16 protein-coding genes are annotated in these 26,429 nt (G+C 42.2%); 5 read left to right on the top strand and 11 right to left on the bottom strand.

The features are described from left to right. Window positions 1-28: 28 nt before the first annotated feature. The 10 genes from B5Y40_RS26790 to B5Y40_RS26835 form a co-directional block, all read right to left on the bottom strand. Window positions 29-1,348, bottom strand: a complete 1,320-nt coding sequence (locus tag B5Y40_RS26790; protein ID WP_079689921.1) for a pectate lyase family protein — start codon at window positions 1,346-1,348, stop codon at window positions 29-31. Window positions 1,349-1,359: 11 nt separating this feature from the next. Further along, window positions 1,360-2,856: a pectate lyase family protein gene (locus B5Y40_RS26795; RefSeq protein WP_079689922.1), complete on the bottom strand. Its 1,497-nt coding sequence runs from the start codon at window positions 2,854-2,856 to the stop codon at window positions 1,360-1,362. A gap of 47 nt (window positions 2,857-2,903) precedes the next feature. After that, window positions 2,904-4,574, bottom strand: coding sequence for a DUF4957 domain-containing protein (locus B5Y40_RS26800; protein ID WP_079689923.1), 1,671 nt, complete (start codon window positions 4,572-4,574; stop codon window positions 2,904-2,906). A 46-nt stretch (window positions 4,575-4,620) separates the two neighbouring features. Beyond that, entirely contained in the window at window positions 4,621-6,438 is a 1,818-nt protein-coding gene (locus tag B5Y40_RS26805) for a RagB/SusD family nutrient uptake outer membrane protein (protein WP_079689924.1), read from the bottom strand. A gap of 18 nt (window positions 6,439-6,456) precedes the next feature. Further along, window positions 6,457-9,777 (bottom strand): SusC/RagA family TonB-linked outer membrane protein, encoded by a 3,321-nt coding sequence (locus B5Y40_RS26810; protein WP_079689925.1) that lies wholly within the window; start codon window positions 9,775-9,777, stop codon window positions 6,457-6,459. A gap of 285 nt (window positions 9,778-10,062) precedes the next feature. Next, window positions 10,063-11,316, bottom strand: coding sequence for a DUF4861 domain-containing protein (locus B5Y40_RS26815; RefSeq protein ID WP_079689926.1), 1,254 nt, complete (start codon window positions 11,314-11,316; stop codon window positions 10,063-10,065). A gap of 6 nt (window positions 11,317-11,322) precedes the next feature. Next, the gene (locus B5Y40_RS26820; RefSeq protein ID WP_245840824.1) at window positions 11,323-12,522 is read right to left on the bottom strand and encodes a glycoside hydrolase family 88/105 protein; all 1,200 of its coding nucleotides are present in this window, start codon (window positions 12,520-12,522) and stop codon (window positions 11,323-11,325) included. A 32-nt stretch (window positions 12,523-12,554) separates the two neighbouring features. Then, window positions 12,555-14,891: a glycosyl hydrolase family 28 protein gene (locus B5Y40_RS26825; RefSeq protein ID WP_079689927.1), complete on the bottom strand. Its 2,337-nt coding sequence runs from the start codon at window positions 14,889-14,891 to the stop codon at window positions 12,555-12,557. 155 nt (window positions 14,892-15,046) lie between these two features. Beyond that, window positions 15,047-16,729, bottom strand: a complete 1,683-nt coding sequence (locus B5Y40_RS26830) for a RagB/SusD family nutrient uptake outer membrane protein (protein WP_079689928.1) — start codon at window positions 16,727-16,729, stop codon at window positions 15,047-15,049. A 19-nt stretch (window positions 16,730-16,748) separates the two neighbouring features. Continuing rightward, a complete protein-coding gene (locus B5Y40_RS26835) occupies window positions 16,749-19,853 on the bottom strand; it encodes a SusC/RagA family TonB-linked outer membrane protein (RefSeq protein ID WP_079689929.1) in 3,105 nt (1,034 codons plus the stop codon). Between the two features lie 295 nt (window positions 19,854-20,148). Between B5Y40_RS26835 and kduI the strand changes: the two genes are divergently transcribed. The 5 genes from kduI (at window position 20,149) to B5Y40_RS26860 (ending at window position 25,800) form a co-directional block, all read left to right on the top strand. Beyond that, complete coding sequence (kduI, locus tag B5Y40_RS26840; protein WP_079689930.1) at window positions 20,149-20,982, top strand: 5-dehydro-4-deoxy-D-glucuronate isomerase; 834 nt, start codon at window positions 20,149-20,151, stop codon at window positions 20,980-20,982. Continuing rightward, the gene (locus tag B5Y40_RS26845) at window positions 20,979-21,764 is read left to right on the top strand and encodes a gluconate 5-dehydrogenase (protein ID WP_079689931.1); all 786 of its coding nucleotides are present in this window, start codon (window positions 20,979-20,981) and stop codon (window positions 21,762-21,764) included. Before kduI ends, B5Y40_RS26845 begins: the two co-directional genes overlap by 4 nt. Before the next feature lie 27 nt (window positions 21,765-21,791). Further along, window positions 21,792-22,823, top strand: coding sequence for a LacI family DNA-binding transcriptional regulator (locus B5Y40_RS26850; protein ID WP_079689932.1), 1,032 nt, complete (start codon window positions 21,792-21,794; stop codon window positions 22,821-22,823). Between the two features lie 72 nt (window positions 22,824-22,895). Next, the gene (uxaC, locus tag B5Y40_RS26855; protein WP_079689933.1) at window positions 22,896-24,299 is read left to right on the top strand and encodes a glucuronate isomerase; all 1,404 of its coding nucleotides are present in this window, start codon (window positions 22,896-22,898) and stop codon (window positions 24,297-24,299) included. A 79-nt stretch (window positions 24,300-24,378) separates the two neighbouring features. After that, the gene (locus B5Y40_RS26860) at window positions 24,379-25,800 is read left to right on the top strand and encodes a tagaturonate reductase (protein ID WP_079689934.1); all 1,422 of its coding nucleotides are present in this window, start codon (window positions 24,379-24,381) and stop codon (window positions 25,798-25,800) included. Window positions 25,801-26,087: 287 nt separating this feature from the next. On the opposite strand, the gene B5Y40_RS26865 is transcribed toward B5Y40_RS26860, so the two are convergent. Further along, window positions 26,088-26,384 carry a hypothetical protein gene (locus B5Y40_RS26865; RefSeq protein WP_079689935.1) on the bottom strand — a complete coding sequence of 99 codons (297 nt, stop codon included), beginning with the start codon at window positions 26,382-26,384 and terminating at the stop codon, window positions 26,088-26,090. Window positions 26,385-26,429 lie beyond the last annotated feature (45 nt).

Consider the following 26,429-nt stretch of genomic DNA (forward strand, 5'->3'; position numbering starts at 1 on the left):
AGTCTTTAAAAAAAGCAACGCCGTAAGGCTATTGCTCTGTCAGTTGATTCAAATATACTTCCAGGTTTGTATAGGTCTTTTCCAATGTATAGTATATATTATCATTTGCATTCGCAGGATCAAGCTTATGCTCAACCTCCCATGCATCCGGTATACCATCACGATCTGTATCGGCACTAGGCGGTGTTGATTTCAATATAGGCCACCCGCCAACATCATTCTGGGAATCTATAATACCAGTCTTATCTTTTCCCATGGTTGACTTACCGGTTTGTACTTCTTCAACAATCCTTGCGTCAACTATATCTCTTCTGAAACTTGCACCCGCGTTTTTTAATACCAGCTTATAAGCACCCTCAGCCGATTGCTCTTCTATAGGCTCTACTGCAAAAGGCTGCGATGCTCTTGCCGAATCGGGATGTTCCACTTTTACACCGCCATTCCAGTTGTCTTTTGCTATCGCTATATTTCCTTCCAGGCAATTACCTTGTACATAAAATTTACCAACAGGAGAGGTTGGATTAATCATCCATTTCTTTTTTGAAGATGTTGCCGGACCAGGTTTATAGTAGTTGTTAACAATGTTATAGCGGCCTTTCTCACCACCGTAAGTACTGTTGAGTTTCCAATTGTAGATTACGTTGTTTCTGAAATCCACCAGCTCATCAGGAGGATTCGGTGTTGTGGATGATCCGCTGAATCGTGGCAAGCGATTGGTGTGACTCGCAATCAGATTGTGATGAAACGTTGCCTTCTCTCCTCCCCAAATCCCGCCATAACCATGATCACCTTTCTGATGTATAGATTGATTTAAACTCTCCGACACTATACACCACTGAAATGTAAAATTCTTGTTGCGATAGAAAGACGCACACTCATCGGTTGACCAGCTTATTGAGCAGTGATCGATAATTATATTACGTTTACCCTTCGTTCCTCCGAAGGCATCAGCCTCCTGCTTTTTTTCATCACCAAGTCTGAAACGCATATAGCGTACAATAACATTATCCGCTTGGATGCTTATAGGATAATTCCGCAGACATATACCATCACCCGGAGCAGACTGGCCTGCAAGGGTTACATTTCCTTCATCGATACTCAGTGGAGATTCCAATGCGATTGTTCCAGAAATTGCGAAAAGTATAGTACGTGGACCTTTTTTGTCAATCGCTTCACGCAAACTGCCAGGTCCCTTGTCGTTTAAGTTGGCTACTATATATACCTTTCCTCCTCTTCCGCCCGTGGTAAATTTTCCAAATCCTTCTGCACCGGGAAATGCCAACGAAGCATCTTGTGCAAAGGCTCCTATACTTATCAACACCAAAATGATACTATGGTAAAACTTCATCACTATTCTTTCTATTTGTTTTGAGACTCTGTTATCGAACGAACAAGATCGTTCATATATACTTCGATATTATCGTATGCTGTGCTAAGGTCCCTGCCGTTCGCCTGAGACTTTGCGGGATCCAGCTTGTGGGCTATTTTCCATTCGTCTGGTATGCCATCGCCTGCAGTGCTAACAGGTACCGGAGTTGAATTCAATATTGGCCAGCCACCAACATCGCTTTGTGTGTCGATGATACCATTCGTACTTCCATTCGAGCCGGGAAACGAAAACGTTCCCTTTCTCACATTATCAATTACGCGTACATCAACAGCATCACGTTTCAGTGATGCACCGCTATAATACAATACGCGCTCGTAAGCCAGTTGTGCAGTATGGGTTGTTACTGCATTGCTGATCACATGTGGTTCCGATTTTCGCATGGCAGCTTTATCTGCATCGGACACCGTCCCATAACTTCCGTGAAATTGATTATACACTCCGTATGTCCAGTTATCCGCAGTAGCTTGTGGGCTACCTTCCACATAATTTCCGTTGATATAGTATTTACCCCAGATGTTATATACCTCTGTTCCTTCATTCTTATTTTTATCGATGGATACAATGCGCTCCTTCTTTACCGTGGCCGGGCCTGGTTTATAGTAACAGTTTACGATATTCACGTTCATCGCTTCACCACCGTAGCAACTGTTGTTCCCCCAGTTATAGAGTACATTATTCCGAAGATCAACCAGGTCCGTTAATGCAAAAGCCTTACCAGCTTCTTCGCCTAGCCTGGGGTTGCGACTGTCGTGGTGCGCGATCAAGTTATGATGAAACGATGCATTTTTACCGCCCCATATACCACCGTAGCCATGCGCGCCTTTGCCATGCACGGAGTTCCGAAGGCTTTCCGAAATTATACACCACTGCAGCGTTGTGTTTTCATTGGCATATATAGATACACACTCATCGGTTGACCAACTCATAGAGCAGTGATCTACAATTATATTCTTATGAAATCTTCCCCCTATAGCATCGCCTTCCTGTTTTGCTTCATCGCCCATTCTAAAACGCATAAAGCGAATGATGACATTATCAGCACTGATACCCACCGGGTAATTTTTGAGACATATACCATCGCCAGGAGCGGTTTGTCCTGCAATCGTAATATCACCATTGTTAATGTTCAGCTTTGATTTCAATTCGATTGTACCAGACACTTTGAATACTATATAGCGGGCGCCTGCCGCCTGAATCCCTGCGCGTAAACTTCCTTCTCCTGCATCGTTCAGGTTGGTAACGAAGAGAACTTTACCTCCGCGTCCACCCGTAGCGTTACGGCCAAACCCTTCTGCGCCCGGAAATGCATACGCGTCTTCTGCAACCTGCACAGGCTTATCAGCATCGGGATTACTGTTGTTATCGGGCTCCGCTTCCGAGCTGCTACAACTCGGAATCACGATACCCAGCGACAACAATACCAACGTCACCACCACACGCACAAAGGAATGTATATATAGCTGCATCGTAATGAAGAGGTGTGACTGTATAAAAGTCACACCATTAAAGTAAATTATAGTTTAGCACGCCAGCGCGGATCACCACTTGAATATCTGCCTGAGAATCCGCTATCCTTGAAATTGAAATTATTTTTGGCAGGATCAGTCCAAAGAGCATCTTGTCCACTTGTATAGTTACCCAGTGGAAACCCAGCAATTTCGTAGGTAGCGATGAATGAGAAATCAGAAGTGCTAAAGGTACTCACCACTTCGATCGTAGTATTCGGCAATCCTTCCTTGCCGCGGACCGCGTATGCCTTCGTTCCGGCTTCATCCCATCCGTGGCCGAAGATCGAGTTTTTAATTACGATTCCACCCGTTACGTCATTATTGCCAGCACCACCTCTATATCTGAATATATAGTTACTGCTGCCTGCTTGTACTAAATTTGCAAACGTACATGCATCAATCACGATCGATTGAGAATTATTTCTGGAAGTAATCCCCGCCTGCAGTTTATTGAATGTACTGTTTTGCAACAATATATTATTAACACGTGCCGTTGGAGTAACTGCATTCGGGTCGGTATCTGTAGTAAATATACCATAGCTACCCAGGCTGTCCACGATGGAGTTGATGATCTTAAAATTATTCACCACTACATTTGAACCACGGATACGCATGATACCACGGATTGTTCCGATCTCACAGTTCTCGAAAAGTACTTCGTTAACGGATATATCATTTGCAGACGGGTTGAAAATATAGTCACCGGTGTAATCATCACCTCGCAATTCAAGATCTATGAAATGGATATGATCAATGGTAGAACCCGCTGCTATATTCCAGTTCGTTGTTGTAAACAGCTTCGCCCGTTTCGCACCAAAACCGTGGGCAGCACGAATGGTGATAGACTTGTTCAATGCTACCGTTGGCAAATCAAACGATGCGCCACGTTTTACCAGGATGATCGAACCATCTTGAGCAGCAGCCACTGCGTTGGCAACAGCTTGCGGATCTTCACTTTCGCGAAGATCTATTACGCCAGCAGCAGTGGGATCTATATCTGCAGTAAGTGTTTTATACTCTGCCCATCCACGAAGCGTCTCTCCGCTATAGATGGCAATCTGGTATCCGGTAGCAGCATTCAAATTCCCTATAATCGCTTCTCCATCTGCCTGGTCTTCATCGGACACAGCAACCTCCGATAACGGAGTTGTGAGTTTAAGATCAGTGCCAGCAAATATTTTTATACCGGTAACCGGCAAACCGGCAACAGTCCATGTAACGCGTGCGGCTATATCCGTAACATCATAAGAGGCAGGTAAATTTAAAATAGTAGGAAACCGTTCTGTACGTACGCTACCCAGTTCAGATATTTTGCTATCAAATTCAGATTTTTCGGCGTGGGCTACAGCACGCACCTGGTATAGTGTATTCCAGAAGAGTGGATCACCATTCAACAATTCCTCATTGATCACAACATAGCTCGTATCGGACTGTATAGTGTAATCGATCGTCTTGAATGTATCGCGGCTCACTTCCAATGTATAGGAGACAGCTTTTTTCAAGTCGCCCAAACGAACAATGATAGAATTGCCCTCTGCAAAGAGGTCTTCCTGCAGCACAGGCCTGAAGAGGCGTGTTTCAGGATATACCTCTTCATCATCGCACGCTGTCAAAAATGCAGCGACAACACCAATGGCAAGGAGTATAGTATATATATTTAATTTCTTGATTTTCATATCTCAGACTTTAGGTGACAGAATGTTTTTAGGTTGTTCAAAGGCCTTATCCGCCACCAAAACCATAGCCATCATTTTTCAACGTACCTTTACTGTTCTCTATTCCAATCGTTGGGATCGGGAAAATATAGCGAACTGTTCCATTCGTATAGTTCGCCCAGTCGCGGGTAATCCATTCATCATATGTAAGTGTGTTATCATGAAGATCGATCAGGAACGGGCTTCTTGTCCAGGTTTCATCTGGTGCAGCCAGTATCTTCTTATTAGGGTTTAACACTTTAAATTTCCCGCTTGCATCGCGCTTCCAGTAAATATAGTCCGGTAGCGTTCCTGTTCCATTGAAAGCGTCATCCGCCATCTTCTTTAACCCCTCGACTGTTTCCGTCATTTTTTGAGAATATATACCCCAGCGGATCAACTCATACTTACGAATCATTTCGCCACCAAATTCCCATGCCCGCTCATTAACAATAGCGTTGAAGAATGACTCTTTTCCACCGGAAACATTGCTGATATACTCATCCACTTTAGTCGCCCAGTATGCTACAGGAAATGCACGTTCGCGAACCCTGCGCAGTGCACCTTGAGCATCACCTGTCGGACCATTCAATTCGTTTTCTGCTTCTGCAAACATTAATAGCACATCTGCGTAACGAAGCATAGGCCAATTTATACCGGTACCTTTTGCTGTCGATTTACCAGGAGGCGTATCGAGAAAATGACGACTCCATTTACCTTGCGCTATGTTGGTTGGACTTGGCGATGTACCTGCGCCAACAAATTCCTCTTCAAAGTTCATATTGACTTTATACAAAGCACAGGTTACATCTCTACGAACATCTGTTGTATCAAAAGAATAGTAATAGGTTGGCGGAATTGCCATGTAGTTATTACCGGATCCATAGTCGTGTAAGGATGTTGGGCCACCTTGTACAGTTATACCTATATTCCACCCTACATCGCCATTGCCAACGGCAAACGGCACTTCAAAAAGTATATCGCTGTTTACCGGGGCAATGAACTTACACTCATTCATGAATACTTGTCTATAGTCTGCAGGAAGCGGACGATCTTTCAGATCCATAAGCTTCTTGCTATAGTCTTTCGCAATCTGATAGTATTCGAGGTAATCGCCTTCACGTGCCATAGTCAGGTCGGGTTTTAAAAACCAACCACCGCGCTGTAACGCAAGCCGTGCGATCATACCCAACGTATATTCACGGTTTACTTGTTCGATACCATATGGAGTTTGATCGGCCCAGAACATGCCTGCTTCTGTATCGATCATATCCTGGATTAACTGTGAAAGAATTACGTTCCGGTCTTCTTTCGGCAGGTAAAAATTACTTCCTGCTTTCGGTGCTTCGGTAATAAAGGGCACATCGCCGAAATAAAAGATGAGCATGCTATACCAGTATGCCCGTAATGTATAGGCCTCACCCAACAGATGGTGCATCGTTTTGGAAGTAACAGCATCCGGAGAATTGAAAGCGTTGCTTCCCAAAATTCCTTCAATAGAAATGTTAGCATCACGGATTGCACGATAGGCGAATGTCCAGACTATATCAAGGTCTTTGTTTGTCGGTGATGCTTTCAGGTCCCAGATCTGATAACGGTCGGCAGCACTGCTCCATCCGCTTTGATGTTCGATATCGGTGTTCCCCACCATGTTGTTGGACAATCGCGAACGAAATGCATCTTGCCCAAAATAAGAGTATATAGCATTAACTCCCTTCCTGGCATCATCTACATTCGAGTATACAAATTCTGTATTGAACGTTGACAATGAATCGGGCTCCAGAAAATCGTTACAAGCACTTAGCATCAGTACGGTTGTAACCAATAAAATATTTTTGATTTTCATATTCTGTTGTAGTCAATCTTAAAATGAGATATCAACTCCGATAGTATAGGAGCGGCTTCTTGGAAAAGAAGAATAATCAACACCAGGTGTCAATGCCGCATACTCTGAGCTTCGTGAAGTACTTACTTCAGGATCGTAGCCTGAATACTTCGTCCAGATATGAAGATTGTTACCCGTTACATATACTCTGGCGCGCGACATGCCTGCTTTGGAAATTATACTTCTCGGCAAAGAGTATCCTATAGAGAGATTATTCAGACGGATGAAAGATCCATCTTCAACAGCCCAAGAATGTATAACGGCACCCGCTATACCATAGCTGTTATGCGACCACATGGTTTTACCGGCATTCATCTCCGCTAATTGACCAAGATCAGTCACTACTTCACCTGGTGTTCCGGTATAGGAGCCCTCTACATCTATATAGGTAAATCGATTATCAGAATTCATGGTGTTCAGCATATTGCCATAGGTTACGCGTCTGAACTGGTTGTACTGAATCTTGCCCGTGTTATAAACATCATTACCATATTGGTAGTTGAAGAATACTGAAAGGTCGAATCCTTTATAGCTGGCGTTAAAACCTAAACCGCCTTGCACTTTTGGTAACGTATTTCCAATTACTTTTCGGTCATCTGCGTTGATCAAGCCATCCGTTGCATCGGGTATACCATCGGCATTCGTATCTACGGTGATCTGATCTACCAGCTTGAGAAAGCCCGGACGGATATTCGTATTGCCGACCACTGCACTTGAGTTGGCTACGCCACCTTTCAGTATATATTTACCGGTAGCAGCATCATAACTTTCAAAGTCATCCGTAGTATACATGCCAGCTGTTTCGTATCCATATATATCGCCAACTCGGCCACCTACTTTGAAATAAAAATCATTGATGTTGTTCAGATCTGTGCTGGCCCAATTGGACTGAAAGAAGCGGCTGTCTGTACCGTCAAGCTTCTCTATTTTTCCGCGATTCATACCAATGTTAAAATTGGCAGAGAACGTGAAGTCATTTGATTCTATAATATAGGTGTTCAATCCGAGTTCAATACCTCTGTTAGACGTACTTCCTATATTATCCCATTGGGAAGGGAAACCGGTATTAGGAGGTATAGCGGATTGTAACAACAGGTCTTTCGTAGTATTATAGTATACATCCAGGCTACCTTCAATTCTTGACTTCAGCAGAGTGAAATCAAGACCGGCATTCCGGTTAATGGTTGTCTCCCACTTTATATTCGGATTATACAGTACTGTGCTACTCGGCGTATAGTATACATTATCTACATTTCCCCAGCCAGGTCCGCGTGTTGTCGTGCCTGAGAATAAGAACTGCGCTGCTCCTGCATCGATACGATCGTTACCGGTTTTACCATAACTCACGCGAAGCTTTGCCTCGTCTATAAAAGTGAGACCAGTCATGAAACTCTCTTGCGATAATTTCCAGGCAACAGCTACTGCCGGAAAATATCCTACACGATTTTCCTTCGCAAATCTGCTGGAAGCATCCGAACGAAATGTAACAGTAGCCAGATATTTACCTTTCCATTGGTAATCCATTTTTCCCAATAGCGAGAACCGATTGGAGTTGATCTTCTCCGTAGTTTCATGACGATCCGTTCTACCGAACGCCATGTTGGCAAAAAGTTCTTCAGGAGCAATCGATGCCCTGAAATCTTCAGACCTTACAAAATTACGCTTGCCACCTTCTGAAGAAATTTCTTGCCCGACCAGAACTGTAAGGCTATGTTCACCTATATTTTTTACGGTATAGGTAGCTGTGTTGAACCAACGATAAGAGAAATCATTGTTCTCGGTTTTCTCACCCAGCGGTAAACTACTTCCGTTATTAAATGACTCGCTGGTTAACGGTCCGTAGAATCGAAGATTCTCATCGAATGTGCGGGAAGTTGTGAATGTACTTCTCAGATCAAGGTTATCCAATATATTCCAGGTAACGCCACCATTGAACACATAGGCATTTGTTGTTCTGTTTCGCCAATCTTGTTTGGCAAGTTCTTTCGGACTTACCAGACTCAAGAGAAACGATTGAAAGTCATCATCAGAATTTACTTGCGTCAGATCAATATCCATTTCATCGGCTATACCATTTACAGGTCGTGTCTGTACGGCATCTTTAATGTTGATTTGCGCATTGCCTGAAGTACCTGCACCATCCACTTCTGTATTCGTAATACGTGCAGAGGCTTCAAACTTTAATTTATTGGCGATCTGATGATCTACTTTAAAATTAATTACGGTGCGGCTATAGCCTGAGTTAAGCATAAGCCCTTCATCCGTATTATTAGTAAGACTCAAACCAAGTTTGGTCTTCTCTGTTCCTCCGCTTATACTTAAATTATGATATTGAGACAATTTAGGATCACCGAATAGTTCATCCTGCCAGTCTGTTGGCTTCTTTGATTTATATAGCTCGAGATCGTCATACTTACCAAAGTACTTTTCAAAATCATCTACGTTTGTCTGAGAGCGCAGCTTGGCATATTCATAGTTCGCCATTACGTATTCATAAGGCGAAAGCACTTCATATTTTCTGTTTTTGGGTAGTTGTTTGGATTGCAAAAAGCCGCTATAGGACACAATCGTTTTTCCGGCTACAGGCCGCTTGGTTGTTACAACCACAACACCATTGGCCCCACGTGCTCCATATATAGCGGTTGCCGATGCATCTTTCAAAACATTTATACTCTCAATATCGGTTGGAGGTATATCTCGTATACTTGAAACGATGAAACCATCTACAACATAGAGTGGCGAATTATCCTGTGTGATCGAGCCGCCTCCGCGAACGCGAATCACAATTTCTGCATCCGGAGAACCATCGGTAGTCAATACATTTACACCGGGTAGCCTACCCGTTAGCGCCTGTGCCGCACTGGACACCGGGATCCTGGAAAGATCTTTACCCGATAATGTAGCGACTGATCCGGTTAGATCGGATTTCTTTACAGTACCATATCCATAGTCTACTACAACAACTTCATCGAGCGTTGTGAGATCAGGTTGCATGGAGATGTCTAGTGTCGTTTGATTTCCTACCGTGATCTCCTGCGGTTTCATTCCAATGAACGAAGCCACTACAATGGCATCAGCAGAAACGGATAGTGAGAACTTACCCTCAGCATCTGTCACAGTTCCATTGCTCGTTCCTTTTTCAATGATGGAAACACCCGGAAGAGACGATCCATCATCTGACTTTACAATGCCAGTGACAGTCCTTGATTGGGCAAGCAGCGGGATGGAATCTGCAGCTATGGCAACCAGTGCAAGCAGCAGCGTTATCATCCATTTTTTTAGGTGTATAGGTATACTCATAGGCGGTTAAAATGATTGGATCAGATTTCACTTTTGTGCCGATTGCGCATACCGCAATAAAATGTAACGGAAAGCATATTGGGGAATTCATAACATTGAGCAATCGATTGCACTATTTAGTAAAAGTAACAACATTTTTGAAATCACAAAATCGTTACAAACGATTTTTCAAACGTTTTTTACAAAGAACAATCGAATGCGCATTATTTAGGTATTTTACCGTTAATTCCAAAAAAATAGCCGCCCGGGAATAACCGGACGGCCACTAAAAATGAATACTACCGATTATTTTCGGGTGATCTCAATCTTAACTGGATTAGCCAATTCGAGGGATACTTTATTAATATAGTCCAGGAATTCCTTTTCGTTTTTTATTCCATCCGGCTCTCCTATCCAAGCCGCCAGAAAGTAATAGTCAAGCTTACCTTGTTCAGGTCTGAGCTTTACTACATGACTGAATTCATCTTCTGTAAATTCAATAATATTTGAGGGCTTGAATAAGACGGCAAGTCCAAGCTCATCATTATTGAGACTTTGTTTGCCATAGGTCGCCAGGTATGCCCAGTGTTTTGCATCACCTTTTCCGGTGAAAAGTTTTGCCAAGTTATCTTTCACGATGCCGGTTGCTATATTATCAGGATCGCTGGAAATATCGAGCAGTGCATGCGTAAGGCGTGTACCTTGATGAATGGATAACCGTGACTGCACATCGTGCTTCTTATCGGCTACAGCCCAGCCAATGTAATTTGTAAGGATGGATGAATATATATTTCCATTTTCAGTGATGCGGCAATTAACAGCATCTGTCTTTTCAACCCGTATAGCGGTGCCGTTGTGAAACGAACCTATAGAACCTATACCTAATGATTTTCCTACTTTCATAACATCCATACCCCAGGGCTGCATGTTGTGGTAAGAATCAAATCCATCCTGACCTGCGAGTTGCAATGCTACTTCCGGAGTTTTTTTACCAAACACATCGGAAGCATTACGTTGGTCGAGATAAAAACGATATCCTACTTTATCAGATTCCCACCCTGGACCTTCATAGCGTATAAACCATGAATGGTCTTTATGCTCTGGTGGCACTTGCAGAAAATCAACATTCTTAAAAGTACCCCCTATATATTCGCGATTCTTCCACTCGCCTCCTACTTTATGAGAAAGCTCTGCTTGTGTACGTTTCGTATAGTTACGTGGTATAGTTGCTGTAGGATGAAAGCGCACTACGATATCCCGCGATGCTGATGCTTCCAGTTTATCAAGTACAAAAACAATTCCTTTATTGTCTTGATCCTGCTCATTATACTGGCTGGGTATTTCTTTACCTCCCGCTACTACAACAAAGGCTTTACTGTTGAATTTCTTTGATTGCTTGCTTACCTCATCAGGAGACAAGACAATCAAAACATTTTCGCGAGGTACACTGATCGTATTGGTGATCTTTACTTTAAAAGATTCCGGAAAATCCTTTTCAAGCGTCTGCGCAAAAAGACTGTTCGTGAAGAGTATAAATGCGAGGATGATACTATATTTCATGTGGTCCTATTTTTTTGTCATCAGTTCGATTTCAATGCTTGCTTGTATGAACGGACCAACGCCCTTCAGGTCATCGGTACGAAGTGGCTCGCTGATATAGTATTCAAAGCTTCCATCACGATATGGAATACCACCTAAGCCGCCAACACTTACCGTCTTGACAAGATGTACCGTGCCGTCAGCATCCGTCTCAATGAAGTTTTTCAACATGCCTTCAAAACCTTTTTTAGCAAGTGCACTATAACTTTTATCAATATACCCCAGACGTGAACCCTTTGCAAGTGCATATACAAACATGGCGCTGGCCGAAGCTTCGAGGTAATTTCCTTTCGTGGTGGCTTTATCCACAACTTGATACCATACACCCGATGCCGGGTCCTGGTAATTTTTCAGTGCTGCTGCCAGGCGCTGAAGTATAGCAACAAGTTCTTTTCGCCGTGGATGATCTTTCGGTATATAATCGAGTACATCTACCAATGCCATTGCATACCAGCCCATGCCACGGGCCCAAAAACCGGGGGCACGGCCTGTTTCGGGATCAGCCCAGCGTTGCTTTTTACTTTCATCCCACGCATGGTATAGCAGGCCAGTTTTGCTATCACGAACATGTTTTTCCATCCAGACAAACTGATTAATCACATCATCGAAACCTTTCGTGTTATTGGTGATCATTGCATACTCGGCAGAAAACGGTTCGCCCATGTATAGACCATCGAGCCACATCTGATATGGATAACGATGCTTGTGCCAGAAGCCACCTTCTTTTGTGCGTGGTTGCCAGTTCAGTTGCTCGTGCAACAAATCAGCTGCTTTCTTATACTTCTCTTCCTTTGTTTCGCTATACAACGCTAACACTACACGTCCTGGAGTAATGTGATCAATATTATACTCTAGCAGATCATATGTACGAATAGAACCATCCGCTTGAACGAAATGATCCATTATCTTTTTCGCATAGGTAAAGTACTTCTTGTCACCGGTGTGTTGTGACAGCACATCAAAACTTTTGAGAAGAACACCTTGCTCGTAGTCCCACCGTGTCGGGCGGTTTGCCACGACTTCCCCCGCTCTCTTTACAACTATAGAATCGGGATAAGTTTTGATCATGGTCTCCGCCATGCGTACGCCCCATGGTTTCTGCTGCGCTATACAAGAGTACATCAGGCAGCTGGTAAATGCGAGGAGCAGAATTTTTACTTTCATCATTTCAAAAATTTTATTACGAGGGATATATTTCGTTATTTCTTTTTAACCACCTTCTCAGAAACTCCTGCACCCAGCAGAATTTCTTTCTTTGCCTTTGATGCATCTGTGTTTAAAAGGCGAATGTCTTTCGACCGACTGCCGCTCACACTCAGCAATACATCGTTGGATTTATACTGTATATTTTCAAGGAGCAGATTTTTGCTGTCGTGAACCTCTACAACATTTTTATCATCACAATAAAGCGTAGCATTTTTCAGCGTGATGTTGTCACCTTCCGTGCATTCGAAACCTTTTTTACTTTGGATCGATACATTCTCAATGGAAATGTTTTTGATATTCATTTCAGGAAGGCCGCGAACGAAGATGCCGGTTTCAGCGCCTTTGCAAACTATATCTTTAATGTAAAAATCACGGAACTGAGGTGTTGCCTCCGATACAGGCTGAAACTCTATTGACGGTTTCTCTTCGCCTGCAAACATCGCGAGTGGATCTTTCGCCATATAGTACATATCGAACAATACAGCCGCTCCACCAATGTTGCTCATGCTGATATTATTGGCATAAATCTTTTCAACGATACCACCTCTGCCTCGCGTAGTCTTAAAGCGAAGCCCTACATCGGTACCCAGAAAATTACAGTCATATACATATATATTGCGTGCACCTCCACTCATCTCGCTGCCGATTACAAAACCACCATGTCCATGAAATACAGTGCTGTTCCTGACAATAACATCTTCTGTCGGTACACCACGCTTTCTTCCTTCTTCATCACGGCCCGATTTAATACAGATCCCATCATCCCCTACATCGAACGTGCTGTTCTCGATCAGCACATAGCGACAAGACTCTACGTCTACTCCATCACCATTCTGTGCATTCCATGGATTACGAACTGTAAGATTACGAAGTGTAAGGTGTTGTGTTAACAGGGGATGCAGACACCATGCAGGAGAATTCTGGAAGGTTACTCCTTCCAGCAATACGCGTTTACAGCGGACTATATTTACCATGTTAGGACGCAGGAACTCCTTTATAGTCTCTGCTTTCTGTAAATCATATCCTTCCGCTACGACACCCGGCCGTTTTTCCTTAGAGCCCGCCAGTGCGCGCGCTGTTGGATACCAGGTGTCTTTCTTTTCATTCAGAAATCCTCCGGACTTCACAAGGTATTCCCATTCGGGAGGTGTAAGCTTACTTTTCTTTACCGGGCGCCATGCCTCGCCTGCACCATCAAATATACCTTCACCTGTGATGGCTATATTGGATGCATCGGTTACATATATAGGGGAATGTGCACGGATGGCATCCAGGCCTTCCCAATTGGTTTTTACCAATGGATAATCGTCAGGGTTATTACTGAATTGTATTACTGCTGCTTTCACAACATGAAGGTTGACATTGCTCTTCAATACAATCGGCCCGGTAAGCCAGAATCCTTTCGGAATCAAAACTGTTCCTCCACCGGACTGGCTACACGCATCGATCGCATCCCGAATAGGTTTTGTATTCAAGGTAATGCCATCCGCTTTCGCACCGTACTTGAGGATATTGAACGTATCCTTCTTGAAAGATACTTCCATTACTTTCGGAAGTTCATATACATACTTACCGCCTACTGGCCATGCCTTGATTTCTTTCGATAGATCCAAGTTCAATTCACGAATACCTTCTGCTACCAGCGATGCCATGATGGAAGCACCGTATACTGTAAAGTGCGTATTGTCTTCTTTACCATCCGGGTAATGTTTCCATATACCCTTGTCTACATTTAAAAATAATTTTTTGGATTCTTCAACGCCATGTTGCACGATGGCATCTTTACTTTTCGCATGAAGATCAAGCACAGGCACTTTCATTTCTTTACCTACTTCCTTGACAACGCCTGGATAGTCACCATGTTGATCTACAAAGTTTCCTTTCTCATCAAATTTTCTTCGCATTACCGGAGTGATCAACAACGGGCGAGCGCCTTTGGATTTAATTTCGTTTATATACCGGATCAGATTTTTACGATAGTCTGTCTTTGCCGGTGCATAGCGTGTTGTATCGGACTCCTTCGAATCGTTGTGTCCAAATTGGATGAACACCCAATCACCTGGTTGCAGCTGTTCATATACTTTGCTCCAATGCCCCAGCGTGCGAAAACTTTTTGTACTCCTTCCATTGACAGCATGATTCTGTACTTCCAGATTTATATACTCTGGAAAAATCATTCCCCATCCCGTCTCGGGAGCAACCTCAATCGGTTTGTTTGCTATCGTTGAATCTCCAATCAAAAAGATTCTCGGCTTCTTATCGATCACGATAAAAGAAAGAAGCGTGCATGCTGCAAGTGCTATAGAAATTTTAAAGATTACTCTATTCATGATTATGTATTTACCTCGTGCCCCGACTCTGCCTCGCGATCATTTATACTTATTTTATACTTCGATGTTGAATGAGAAAATCCCGCAGAGCCTGCGAATGCTCATGCGGGAATTCCCAATCTTAACCCAAATACAATGCATCTATATTTTATAAATCAATAACCTGGATTTTGCAGGAAGTCGTCATTTTGATTTAAATCAATAGCGGACTGTGGAATAGGACGCAAAATTTTATCCTGTCCATTGGTACCTTTAAACGGATCTATACCTTTTCTGAAATATTGATCACGGATCTCTTTGTTATATAATTCTGTTCGCTCTTTTAATTTACCTGTACGTTTCAAATCGAACCAGCGTTCATACTCACCAAACAATTCACGGGCGCGCTCATCAAGAATAAAATCAATAGTAACTTGATTTGCATCTGTAAGCACAAGGCTTCCGGGCGTACGCTCGGCTCTTCCTCTTACCTCATTTACACGCTCCATTGCAGTAGTGGCATTACCAAGCTTTACATACGCCTCCGTTGCGATCAGGTAGGTCTCAGCCAATCTTGCCAGATATATATCTCGCGTGCTGCTTCCGCTACCTGAGAATACAGAAGTCGGATCATCGAACTTACGTATAGCCGGAGTATTGTTATCAACGTTTACATTACGTTCCCATGTCAGTATTTCAGATGTTGCTTCTTGGTAAGGTATAATTTTAGTCTTCCCACGGTGCGTTACATCTGTGGCACGCCATGCAGCTGTGTCTGCCACTTCCCACGACTGCGGAAAATAAAAGCGAACGTTCATATTTGCACGCTCTGATTTTGCTTTATCATAAAAATCATAATAGCGTTCATAGAATATATTCATGAAAGAACCTTCCCATCGAACATCATTTTGATTAAACAACCTGTAAACATAAGTAGTAGGCAATAATGTATAGGAGCGATACGGATATCCAAACTTTGCTCCTTCACCACCCAGGTAAGGTCCATAGTAAAGACTTTGTAGACTTCCTCCGTTACTAGCGTCAGATAAGGATGTCTTATCATATTGAATTGACCAAAGCACTTCTGTATTATTTTCCTTACCTGGCCAAAAAAGATTTTCGAATGATACAGAAGATAAATTGTAACCACTGATCGCATCATCAGCATATGCTGCAGCTTTTGTAAAATCATCGGCTGCCGCAAATGTCTCATACCCTCTTGTTAAATGTACTTTTGCAAGATAATGTTTTACTGCACGTGGCGTGACGCGACCAAATTCCTGGCCGCTGGCAGATGCCAATAGGTTTAGAGATTCCTCCATCTCTGCTAGAATAAAAGCATATACTTCCTCAGCAGAATTTCTTTCGAAGGATGTAACCGGTGTTGTAAGCATATCTTCCACCAGGCTCACTCCTCCGAACGATTGAACTAACAGAAAATAGTAATACGCTCTTATGAATTTAACCTCTCCCATACGCGTTGACGTCTTCGCGGTTTGCTCGGTTAAATCATTATAGTGTACTGCTACATTACAACGCTGAATGGCTTTATAAACTGCAGTATAAAAGTTCAATACAGAAGGTTCTGTTGGAGAAAGAGAATTATACTCACTTATACCTTCTGGCTGTGCATTTCTTCCCTCTACATACATATCGGTTCCGGCCATGAAAAGCCACGGCTCGCGGTATACATCGCGTAGTGTTGAATAAACGCTTTTAACAAGGTTCTCATATCCGTCCGCCGTTTTATAAATTTCATCTGATAAACTATCAGACTTATTCTCTTCTTCGAGATAGTCGTTGCAATTTGACAGCGTGAATAAGAAGATAGCTGCCAGTAATATATTTCTGATTTTCATAATGATCTGTTTTTAAGAATTAAAATTTGAGATTAACTCCTAATTGGTAAGTAACTGAACTGATACCTCCATTGGCATAGGAAGCATCCGCCCACTCAGGATCAAAACCATCATATTCGGTAAATACAAATGGGTTAAGGACGTTTGCATAAATTCTCAAGCTGCTGATCTTGGCCTTACTTAAAAGATCCCCTGGAAGATTATACCCTAACGTGATGTTTTTAACTTTCACAAAGCTTGCATCCTTATAGAACCCTACGTTTTCCGTACTCCAGAATCTTCCTGAATTTTTTGGTTGAGGATACTCATTAGAGGCACGTGTTTCAGTTATAGGGTTCTCTTGCATATACCACCCCACATTGAGTTTGGCTCTTCCGCGATCTTCAAAGTTGAGAAACTCCTGATGAAAGGGACTTAACACCTGAACACCTTGGCGGGTATATAATGAAGCCGTAAGATCGAAGTTCTTATAGGTAACTGTGGTTGAAAAACCTCCTGTCCAATCCGGCATCGGAGAACCTATTATTCTTCTATCAGTCGGAGTAATAGTGCCACTATTATCGAAATCAACGACGCGTGCTTGGCCCGGCAATTGACCATACGAAACAGCAAGCTCTCTTTCACTTTCCTGCCATATGCCATTAAATACATAGTTATAGTTCACGTTGATTGGTTCACCATAAAACCATTTGGGAGGAAGATCTTTTCCATCAATCAAATCAACGATCGAGTTATTATTTTTCGCAAAGTTGAAAGTAGTTGTCCAGGTTACATTATCAGTGCTGACATTCACAGTAGTTAAACCTACTTCAATTCCTCTGTTCCGAACACTACCTATATTTTGTACGATCACGCCATAGCCAGATTCCAACGGTAAAGGTCTTTCTATGATGAGACCATCGGATACTTTGTTATAAAAATCGATAGACCCTATAATCCTTGCTTGTAAGAATGAGAAGTCCAAACCAAGATCCAACTCTTTCGTCTTCTCCCACGTGAGTGTCTTGTTAGCAATTCCATCCGGGGCAATGCCCAGCGCCGAAGCTCCACCAAAATCATAATAAGTTGTAGTACTTGCTGTAGCTTGTGTATCATATGGCCCTACATTCTTATTATTACCAGTTACACCGTAGCTTGCTCTGATCTTCAGATTATCTATAGCATTAACATTTGTAAGGAAGTTTTCTTCAGATATTTTCCATGCTATAGCCGCTGATGGAAACGAAGCCCACTTGTTTCCTTTAGAAAGAACTGAGGCTCCATCCCAACGATTAGATACTGTTAATAAGTACTTGTCTTTGAAAGAATAGTTGAGACGCAGTGCATAAGATAATATTGTGGACTTGCTATAGGTTGCTTCATTTATACGGTTCGCTGTTGGAGCTAGCCCTGCGTTGTAATAACTTTTTGCATTGGAAGGTAATTGATCTCCAATCAGTTTACTTGTTTCATCTTGAAACAAGTTCAAAGAGTATAGTCCCATAAAATTGAAACTATGTTCATTGATTGCTTTATTTACAGATACCTGATTATCCCATACATATGAGAATGATTCAGTATTGGAGATCGTTGCCTTCGCTTTCCCCCCTACACGACCTTCTGAATCTACACCCAGAAATTCACCATACTTTTCATATTTATACCGCGGTGCAAAAGTTGTTTTTAAACTGATCCAGCTTGCAGGAGAATATTGTAAGAATACATTTCCTATAGCGTAGAAGCTTTTTGTTTCTCGTGAAGCACGCTCCATATCCAACAATGGGTTGGAAGAACTTGTAAAGTCTATATGTGTTATCTGATCTGGTTTACCAACGTTGATGATATCTTTTCCTGGCTGCACTAATAATGCACCACCTTCTGTCGCATAAGGCTTAACCAGTGGAGACATTCTGAATGCATTCACCATTGCGTTCGGGCTACCTTGTTCGTTGTCAACAACAGCCATATTCATATTCGCCCCTGCGCTCCAGCGCTCACTCAAGGTATGATTTATACTTGCCTTAAAATTATATCGCTTATAGTCTTCGTGTACAATGTTACCTTTCTCTTGCTGATAGCCAACACCAAAATTATATCCCATTTTATTATCACTCATGCCGGAAACAGATACCCAATGGTTCTGTTGCGTTCCATCTTGTATGAGAAGGTCAGGCCAGTTGGTGAAATCTTTTTCAGCAATTCTTCTGGCGAGTTCAGTACTATTCTTTGAGTTGTCACCAGGGTTCGTTGGAATCGCAGTTCCTTTTACAATTGCATCAGTGATAAAAGAATCTTGTCTGAAATTCCACCACTTATCGCCTGGCATAAAATCAGGCATGCGTACTGATTGACGAAGCCCTACATATCCATCATACGATATAACTGATTTCTGTTTTACAGAGGCACCTTGTTTGGTAGTTACCAGCACAACACCGTATGCACCGCGTGATCCATAGATGGCCGTAGAAGAAGCATCCTTTAATATATCAATACGCTCTATATCCTGAGGATTCAGGAAATCAATTCCTCCTGTAATCACACCATCTACTACATATAGTGGATCACCACCTTGTAAAGATTGTTGTCCACGGATTTGAATCTTGAAATTCGAACCTGCACGCCCTGTACTGTTTGATATATCTACGCCCGCGACCTGACCTTGTACAGCTTCCATCGGATTGAGCGCACCGCGCTTGGTAATTTGTTCTGGATCTACAACACCGACAGAACCAGTGAGGTCTGTCTTCTTTACTGTACCATATCCCACTACCACAACTTCCGAAAGCTCGGTAAGATCAGCAACGAGATTTACATCGATGGAAGTTCGTGAACCAACAACTGCTTCTTGTGGAGCATACCCTATAAATGTGAATACCAATACGGCATTCTGATCGGGCACTGTTAATTTATATACACCGTCAAAGTCTGTGGTTGTACCTGTTGATGTTCCTTTAACAAGAACAGATACACCAGGCAATGCGCCTCCATCATCTGATGATGTAACTTTTCCTGTAACGGTTAGTTGTTGTGCAGATACCTGAAAGGACATTGTTAATCCTGTCAGTAACAGTAGGCATACATTCCAGCATATATACTTCCGAAAGCGGAAAGCTGGAGGTAATTTTGTTTGTAAATAACGAATCATACTATTTGGGTTTGTTTGAATAATTGCTGCTTGAATAAGTATATATGCGGTATTTTAAAAGGCCGCAATCGACTTAACTGCGCAATCGATTGCATTTTAGGAAGGATTTTTTATTCCACCAAATGATCTTTTAAATATTTTATAAAAACGTCATTATAGGTACTAAAAAGAAGTTTTAGTACCTATAAAAGATGGTCCGACATCGATTGCTGCCATTAATTATTAAAAATACTTCGTCTATCGAAATCGGTTTATAAATTTATTTTCTTTTATATTGCGCAACCGATTACACATTATGTTGCACACTTCCAGACACGCCATTCATCCATCGCAGTACAGAACATTTACTACCAGTCAACTGCGCGAAAATTTTCTCATCGAAAACATTTTTGTTCAGGATGAGATCTCATTAGTATATACGCACTACGATCGTCTTATCGTTGGTGGTGCCAATCCGGTTTCAAAGCCGCTGACACTGCAAACTTTCGATTCGCTGAAAGCTGATTTTTTTCTTCAACGAAGAGAGATCGGAATTATAAACGTAGGCGGCAAGGGGACTATCACTGTAGACGGAACCACCTATACCCTTGGCAACAGGGAAGCCTTATATATAGGACGTGGTTCGAAAGATGTAGTCTTTCATCCTGATCAAGCTACGAAGCCACTATATTATTTCAACTCAGCACCTGCTCACGCAGTATACCCTACCCGTACGGTTACATTGGAGCAGGCAGATACAGTAGAGATCGGTGCGCTTGAAACATCCAATCAACGTACCATTCGTAAGCTGTTGGTGAACAGTGTGCTTCCTACCTGCCAGGTGCAGATGGGGCTCACTGAACTTAAGACCGGAAGTGTATGGAACACTATGCCCCCTCATACACATGACAGGCGCATGGAAGCGTACTTCTATTTTAATATACCCGATAATCAAACCGTTTGTCATTTCATGGGCGAGCCTCAGGAAACCAGACATATCTGGATGCAGAATCACCAGGCTGTTATATCACCACCATGGTCAATCCATAGCGGAGCCGGAACCAGTAACTATATATTCATTTGGGGAATGGCCGGAGAAAATTTAGATTACAGCGATATGGATGGAGTAAAGCCAACAGAACTACGATGAAACTTTTTGATCTAACCGGTAAACGTGCCCTCATTACAGGTGGTACGCACGGCCTTGGTATGGCGATGGCAAAAGGCCTTGGATTAGCAGGCGCTAAACTTATTATCAACGGACACTCGCCCGATAAAATGAAAGATGCGCTGGCTTCTTATGAAAAAGAAGGTATAGCTGCTACAGGATATCTTTTCGATGTAACCAGTGATCAGGCTGTAAAAGAAGGCATCGACAAGATTGAGAAAGAACAGGGCCCTATAGATATACTTGTAAATAATGCGGGTATAATTAAACGTATACCAATCCTCGATATGGAGGTTGCCGACTTTCAACAGGTGATCAATGTTGACCTGGTAGGACCTTTCATTGTCTCAAAGCATGTAGGAAAGTATATGGTTCAAAGAAAGGCAGGCAAGATCATTAACATTTGTTCGATGATGAGCGAGCTCGGAAGAAATACTGTCACGGCTTATGCTGCTGCAAAGGGTGGATTGAAAATGCTTACCAAGAACATGGCCACCGAGTGGGCAAAGTATAACATCCAGGTAAATGGAATCGGCCCCGGATATTTCGCTACTGAACAAACTGCACCGATCCGCGTGGACGGACATCCTTTTAATGAATTCATTATAAACCGTACACCTGCGGCCCGTTGGGGTGATCCGGATGATTTGATGGGTGCTGCTATATTTCTATCCTCTGCTGCGAGTGATTTTGTCAATGGACAAATTATTTATGTGGATGGCGGTATATTAGCAACAATAGGAAAGCCGGCTAATGAAGCATAGGCTGAACAGAATGTAAACGGAGCCGAAATGAAAAAAGAAAAAGCTACTATACACGATATAGCCCGCAAGCTGAACATTACGGCTTCTACGGTTTCCCGTGCGTTGAAAGATCATCCGCGCATTAGTGCGGAAACAAAAAAAGCAGTACAGAAAGTTGCAGCAAAATTAAACTATCAGCCGAATAATATAGCGGCTGCTTTGCGCAATGGCAAGAGCAATATCATTGGTATCATCGTGCCTACAGCAGACAGAACGTTCTTCTCTTCTGTAGTGCGCGGTATAGAAGAGATCGCGAATACAGCAAAGTATAACGTTATGATCTGCCAGACCTACGACAACTTTGATAAAGAAGTGTCTACGGTAGAAGCATTGTTAAATGCACGGGTAGATGGTATCATTGTTTCGCATGGTAAAGAGACGCAGAACTTCGAACATTTTCTGAAAGTAAAGGAACGTGGTATACCTATTATACTCTTCGACCGCTCGAACGATGAGCTTGAAGTGAGTAATGTTGTGATCGATGATTTTCTGGGAGCTTATAAAGCCACAGAACATCTTGTTCAACAAGGATGCAAACGCATTGCTCACTTTACCAATGCGCGCAAAATCAGTATATTTAAAGAACGCCTTCGCGGATATCGTGAAGCACTACTAGACAATGGTTTAAAGTTTGACGAATCGTTGGTGGTAGACAGCAATCTTCAATTGGAAGATGGTCGCAGCAGTATGGAGCAACTTCTTAAACGTAAAGATATACCTGATGGTGTGTTCTCTTCCAGTGCGTATGGTATATTAGGTGCCATGCAGGTTTTGAAAGAAAAAGGATTTAAGGTGCCCGAAGATGTAGCGCTGGTAGGATTCAGTAACGAGCCCTTCACTTCATTTACGGAGCCGCCTTTGTCAACGGTAGACCAACACCCTATGCGCATGGGTAACGCTGCCGCGGAAATCTTCCTGGAAGAAATGGCTGCCAAAGACAAAAAGTTTATTCCTCAAAAGATAGTTTTAAAGCCTGAGTTGATCATTCGTCAATCATCCCTGCGAAAAAAGCCGAATTAATGTATATCAAGTCATTGTCCGTTCAGGGAATTGCCCCTGAATAACGTCTTGTTTATAAAGTATACGCATCGTATGAAAAAATTTATAACTGAAGATTTTCTCCTCTCAAACGATTTTGCAAAAACGCTGTATCACCAGTATGCAAAGGATCTTCCCATCATCGACTATCATTGTCACCTTTCTCCACAGGATATAGCCAACAACCGGCAGTTCGAGAACATTACCAAGGTATGGCTCGAAGGCGATCACTATAAATGGCGGGCGATGCGTGCGCTGGGTATAGATGAGAAGTATATCACCGGTAATGGGTCGGATGAAGATAAATTCAAACAATGGGCTTATGCTGTTCCGTATACCTTGCGCAACCCGCTATATCATTGGACGCATCTTGAACTAAAGCGATACTTTGGCGTTGACGAACTGTTAACGGAAGATTCTGCAACAAGCGTCTATAAAAAGTGTAATGATATAGTAGCGTCCCCCTCTCATAACACACGTAATCTGCTGACAAATATGAAAGTGGAAGTCGTGTGTACAACAGACGATCCGATCGATTCGCTCGAGCATCATCAAAAAATCAGGAAGGATAAATTTACAACCACTATACTTCCAACATTTCGTCCTGATAAAGCATATGCTGTCGAAAATCCAACAACGTATATAGCGTATCTGGAAAAACTTTCAGCAGTGTCCGGTATAGAAGTTACCAGCTTCGATAAACTCATTGCTGCCCTGGAAAATCGTGTGGAGTTCTTCCATGCACAAGGATGTAAGTTATCAGATCACGGACTTGAACAATTATACTTTCCGGAAAATAAGCAAGCACACAACATCTCCACACTCTTCGGTAAGCTTCAGAAGAAAGAGAATCTTTCTACAAGTGAAATTCAGTTCTTTAAGTATTCCGTACTGATTGAACTGGGTCGCATGTATCATAAGAAAAACTGGACACAGCAATATCACCTTGGGGCTTTGCGCAACACCAATGAGCGCATGCTGCGCATACTTGGTCCTGATACGGGGTTTGATTCGATTGGAGATTTTTCGCAAAGTGTTGCACTGTCCAAATTTTTAAATGAACTCGACAGCACCAATCAGCTTGCGAAAACTATACTATATAATCTGAACCCAGGCGATAACGAAGTGATGGGTACCATGATCGGTAACTTTAATGACGGATCAACCAAGGGAAAAATCCAGTTTGGTTCTGCATGGTGGTTCCTCGATCAAAAAGATGGCATGGAGAAACAGATCAATGCACTTTCAAATTTAGGGTTGCTGAGTTGCTTCATCGGGATGCTTACGGATTCAAGAAGTTTCCTCTCTTATCCACGTCATGAATACTTCCGTAGAATTCTCTGCAACCTGATTGGTAAAGATGTAGCAAATGGCGAGCTGCCGGAAGATGAAAAATGGCTTGGTAAAATCGTATCGGATATATGTTACTATAACGCAAAGAACTACTTCAAATTTTAACTATATATTTCAACCACATCAATCTGAAAGTATAGATGCGGGTTCACTCTTAAAATGTTCATTCAGGAAATTATACTATATGCTACAAAAATTAAATCGCACCACAGCCAATCTACCACAAAACAGACCGGTAAAAGTATTACAATTCGGAGAAGGTAATTTTCTTCGTGCGTTTGTAGACTGGATCATTGATATACTGAATGAGAAAGCAGACTTTAATGGAGCCGTTGAGATTGTGCAGCCAATCAGTAAAGGTATGGCCAAGATGGTGAATGATCAGGACGGTCTTTACCATGTCGTCCTCAATGGGCTTCAGCATGGTAAAACAATTTCTGAGACACGCCTCATCTCAAGTGTAGCCGGTGCGTTTAACCCATACGAAGATTTCGGGCGCTTTTTGAAAACTGCAGAAAATCCTCATTTGCAATTCATCATCTCCAACACAACGGAAGCTGGCATTACGTTCAATGCGAATGACACAAATGCTTCGGTGCTTGCCGATAGCTTTCCTGCAAAAGTTACGCAGCTGCTCTACCATCGCTTCAAGCACTTCAACGGTGCCGCAGATAAAGGTCTCGTACTTATACCTTGCGAACTAATCGAAAAAAATGGAGACACCTTAAAGCTAACGATACTTCAATATATAACACTCTGGAACTTACCCAACGAATTTAAAACCTGGGTTGATACTGCTAATACATTCTGCAATACATTAGTAGATCGCATCGTGCCCGGATATCCAAAGGATACTATAGATGAAATTCAGAAGTCTGTTGGTTACGAGGACAACCTCGTGGTAACAGCAGAGCCTTTTCACCTGTGGGTAATTGAAGCTACTGATGCAGTACGCAAATCTTTCCCTGCAGAGAAAGCAGATCTCCAGGTTAAATTTGTGAATGACCTCACTCCCTATAGAACACGTAAAGTAAGAATCCTGAATGGTGCGCACACTGCGCTTGTGCCTGTTGCTTACCTGCGTGGATTAAGAACCGTGCGTGAATCTGTAGATGATCAGTATACCGGAGAGTTTATCCGTAAAGCTATATTTGACGAAATAATTCCGACTCTCGATCTTTCAAAAGAAGAGCTTACTCAATTTGCAAATGATGTGATCGAGCGTTTTCAAAATCCTTTCATTCGTCACGAGCTCATCAGTATATCATTGAATTCTGTTTCAAAATATAAGGTGCGTGTGCTTCCTTCTGTTATCGAGTATACCAAACGTACTGGTAAGCTTCCTGAAAAATTGCTTCATTCCTTAGCAGCATTAATCCGATTCTATAAAGGTGAAGTAAAGGGAGAAGCGATTCCATTGAATGATACTCCTGAAATATTAGAGTTTTTCAAAAAAGCGTGGGCTACTAATAATCCTGTTCAGGTTGTTAAAGCAACATTATCGAATAAAACTTTTTGGGATCAAGACTTAACCCTTATTGAAGGATTAGAAAACAAAGTATTGCACTTTGTTTTGAAGTATGAGGAAGAGTTACACTTCGCTTGATATACTAAATCCATTTGCTGGAGTTTGCATTCTTTGAATGACAGGCTTCAGCCCAGGTAATCATTTTTGATCAGCTATATATAGCGCTAGAGCTGGGTGGTGTTGTAAAACTATATTCTTTCATGTTATACGATTGCGTTCTACGCAATACATTATTATAGCATATATATCGTTTTCGATGTTGATGATCCTTATGATCTCGCTTCTTCCAACTCCAAATGACGCATTACTAATATATAAAAATCGATAATTACAGCCTCGAATCGTACATATTAAGTTCTTAATACTTAACCATGTCTCATTATCTGGGCTATTATATACCCACCCATACCCGATGCTGGGTTAAGTTCAAATAAAAAAGCTTTTTTTAACCTCATAACTTGAGGCACATCATTATGAGCATAAGTCTTAAGATCTAGGAGAAAATTTTGATAAGCAAAAGCAGAGAAATCCCATCCTATTATATCCTCGAAGATTAAGTCAATTGTATTAGCATCTTGAAGTATACCTATTATTAGTGTATTTTCTTTTACGCGATGCTCAATCTTAAAAATTGAGGCATCATGATAATCAAATTTTTTCATAGTTATAGCTTACATAGTTATTCTCCTGATTGGAGGTGTAACCTG

The organism is Ohtaekwangia koreensis (genome assembly GCF_900167975.1).
Classification (GTDB): Bacteria; Bacteroidota; Bacteroidia; order Cytophagales; family Cyclobacteriaceae; genus Ohtaekwangia; species Ohtaekwangia koreensis.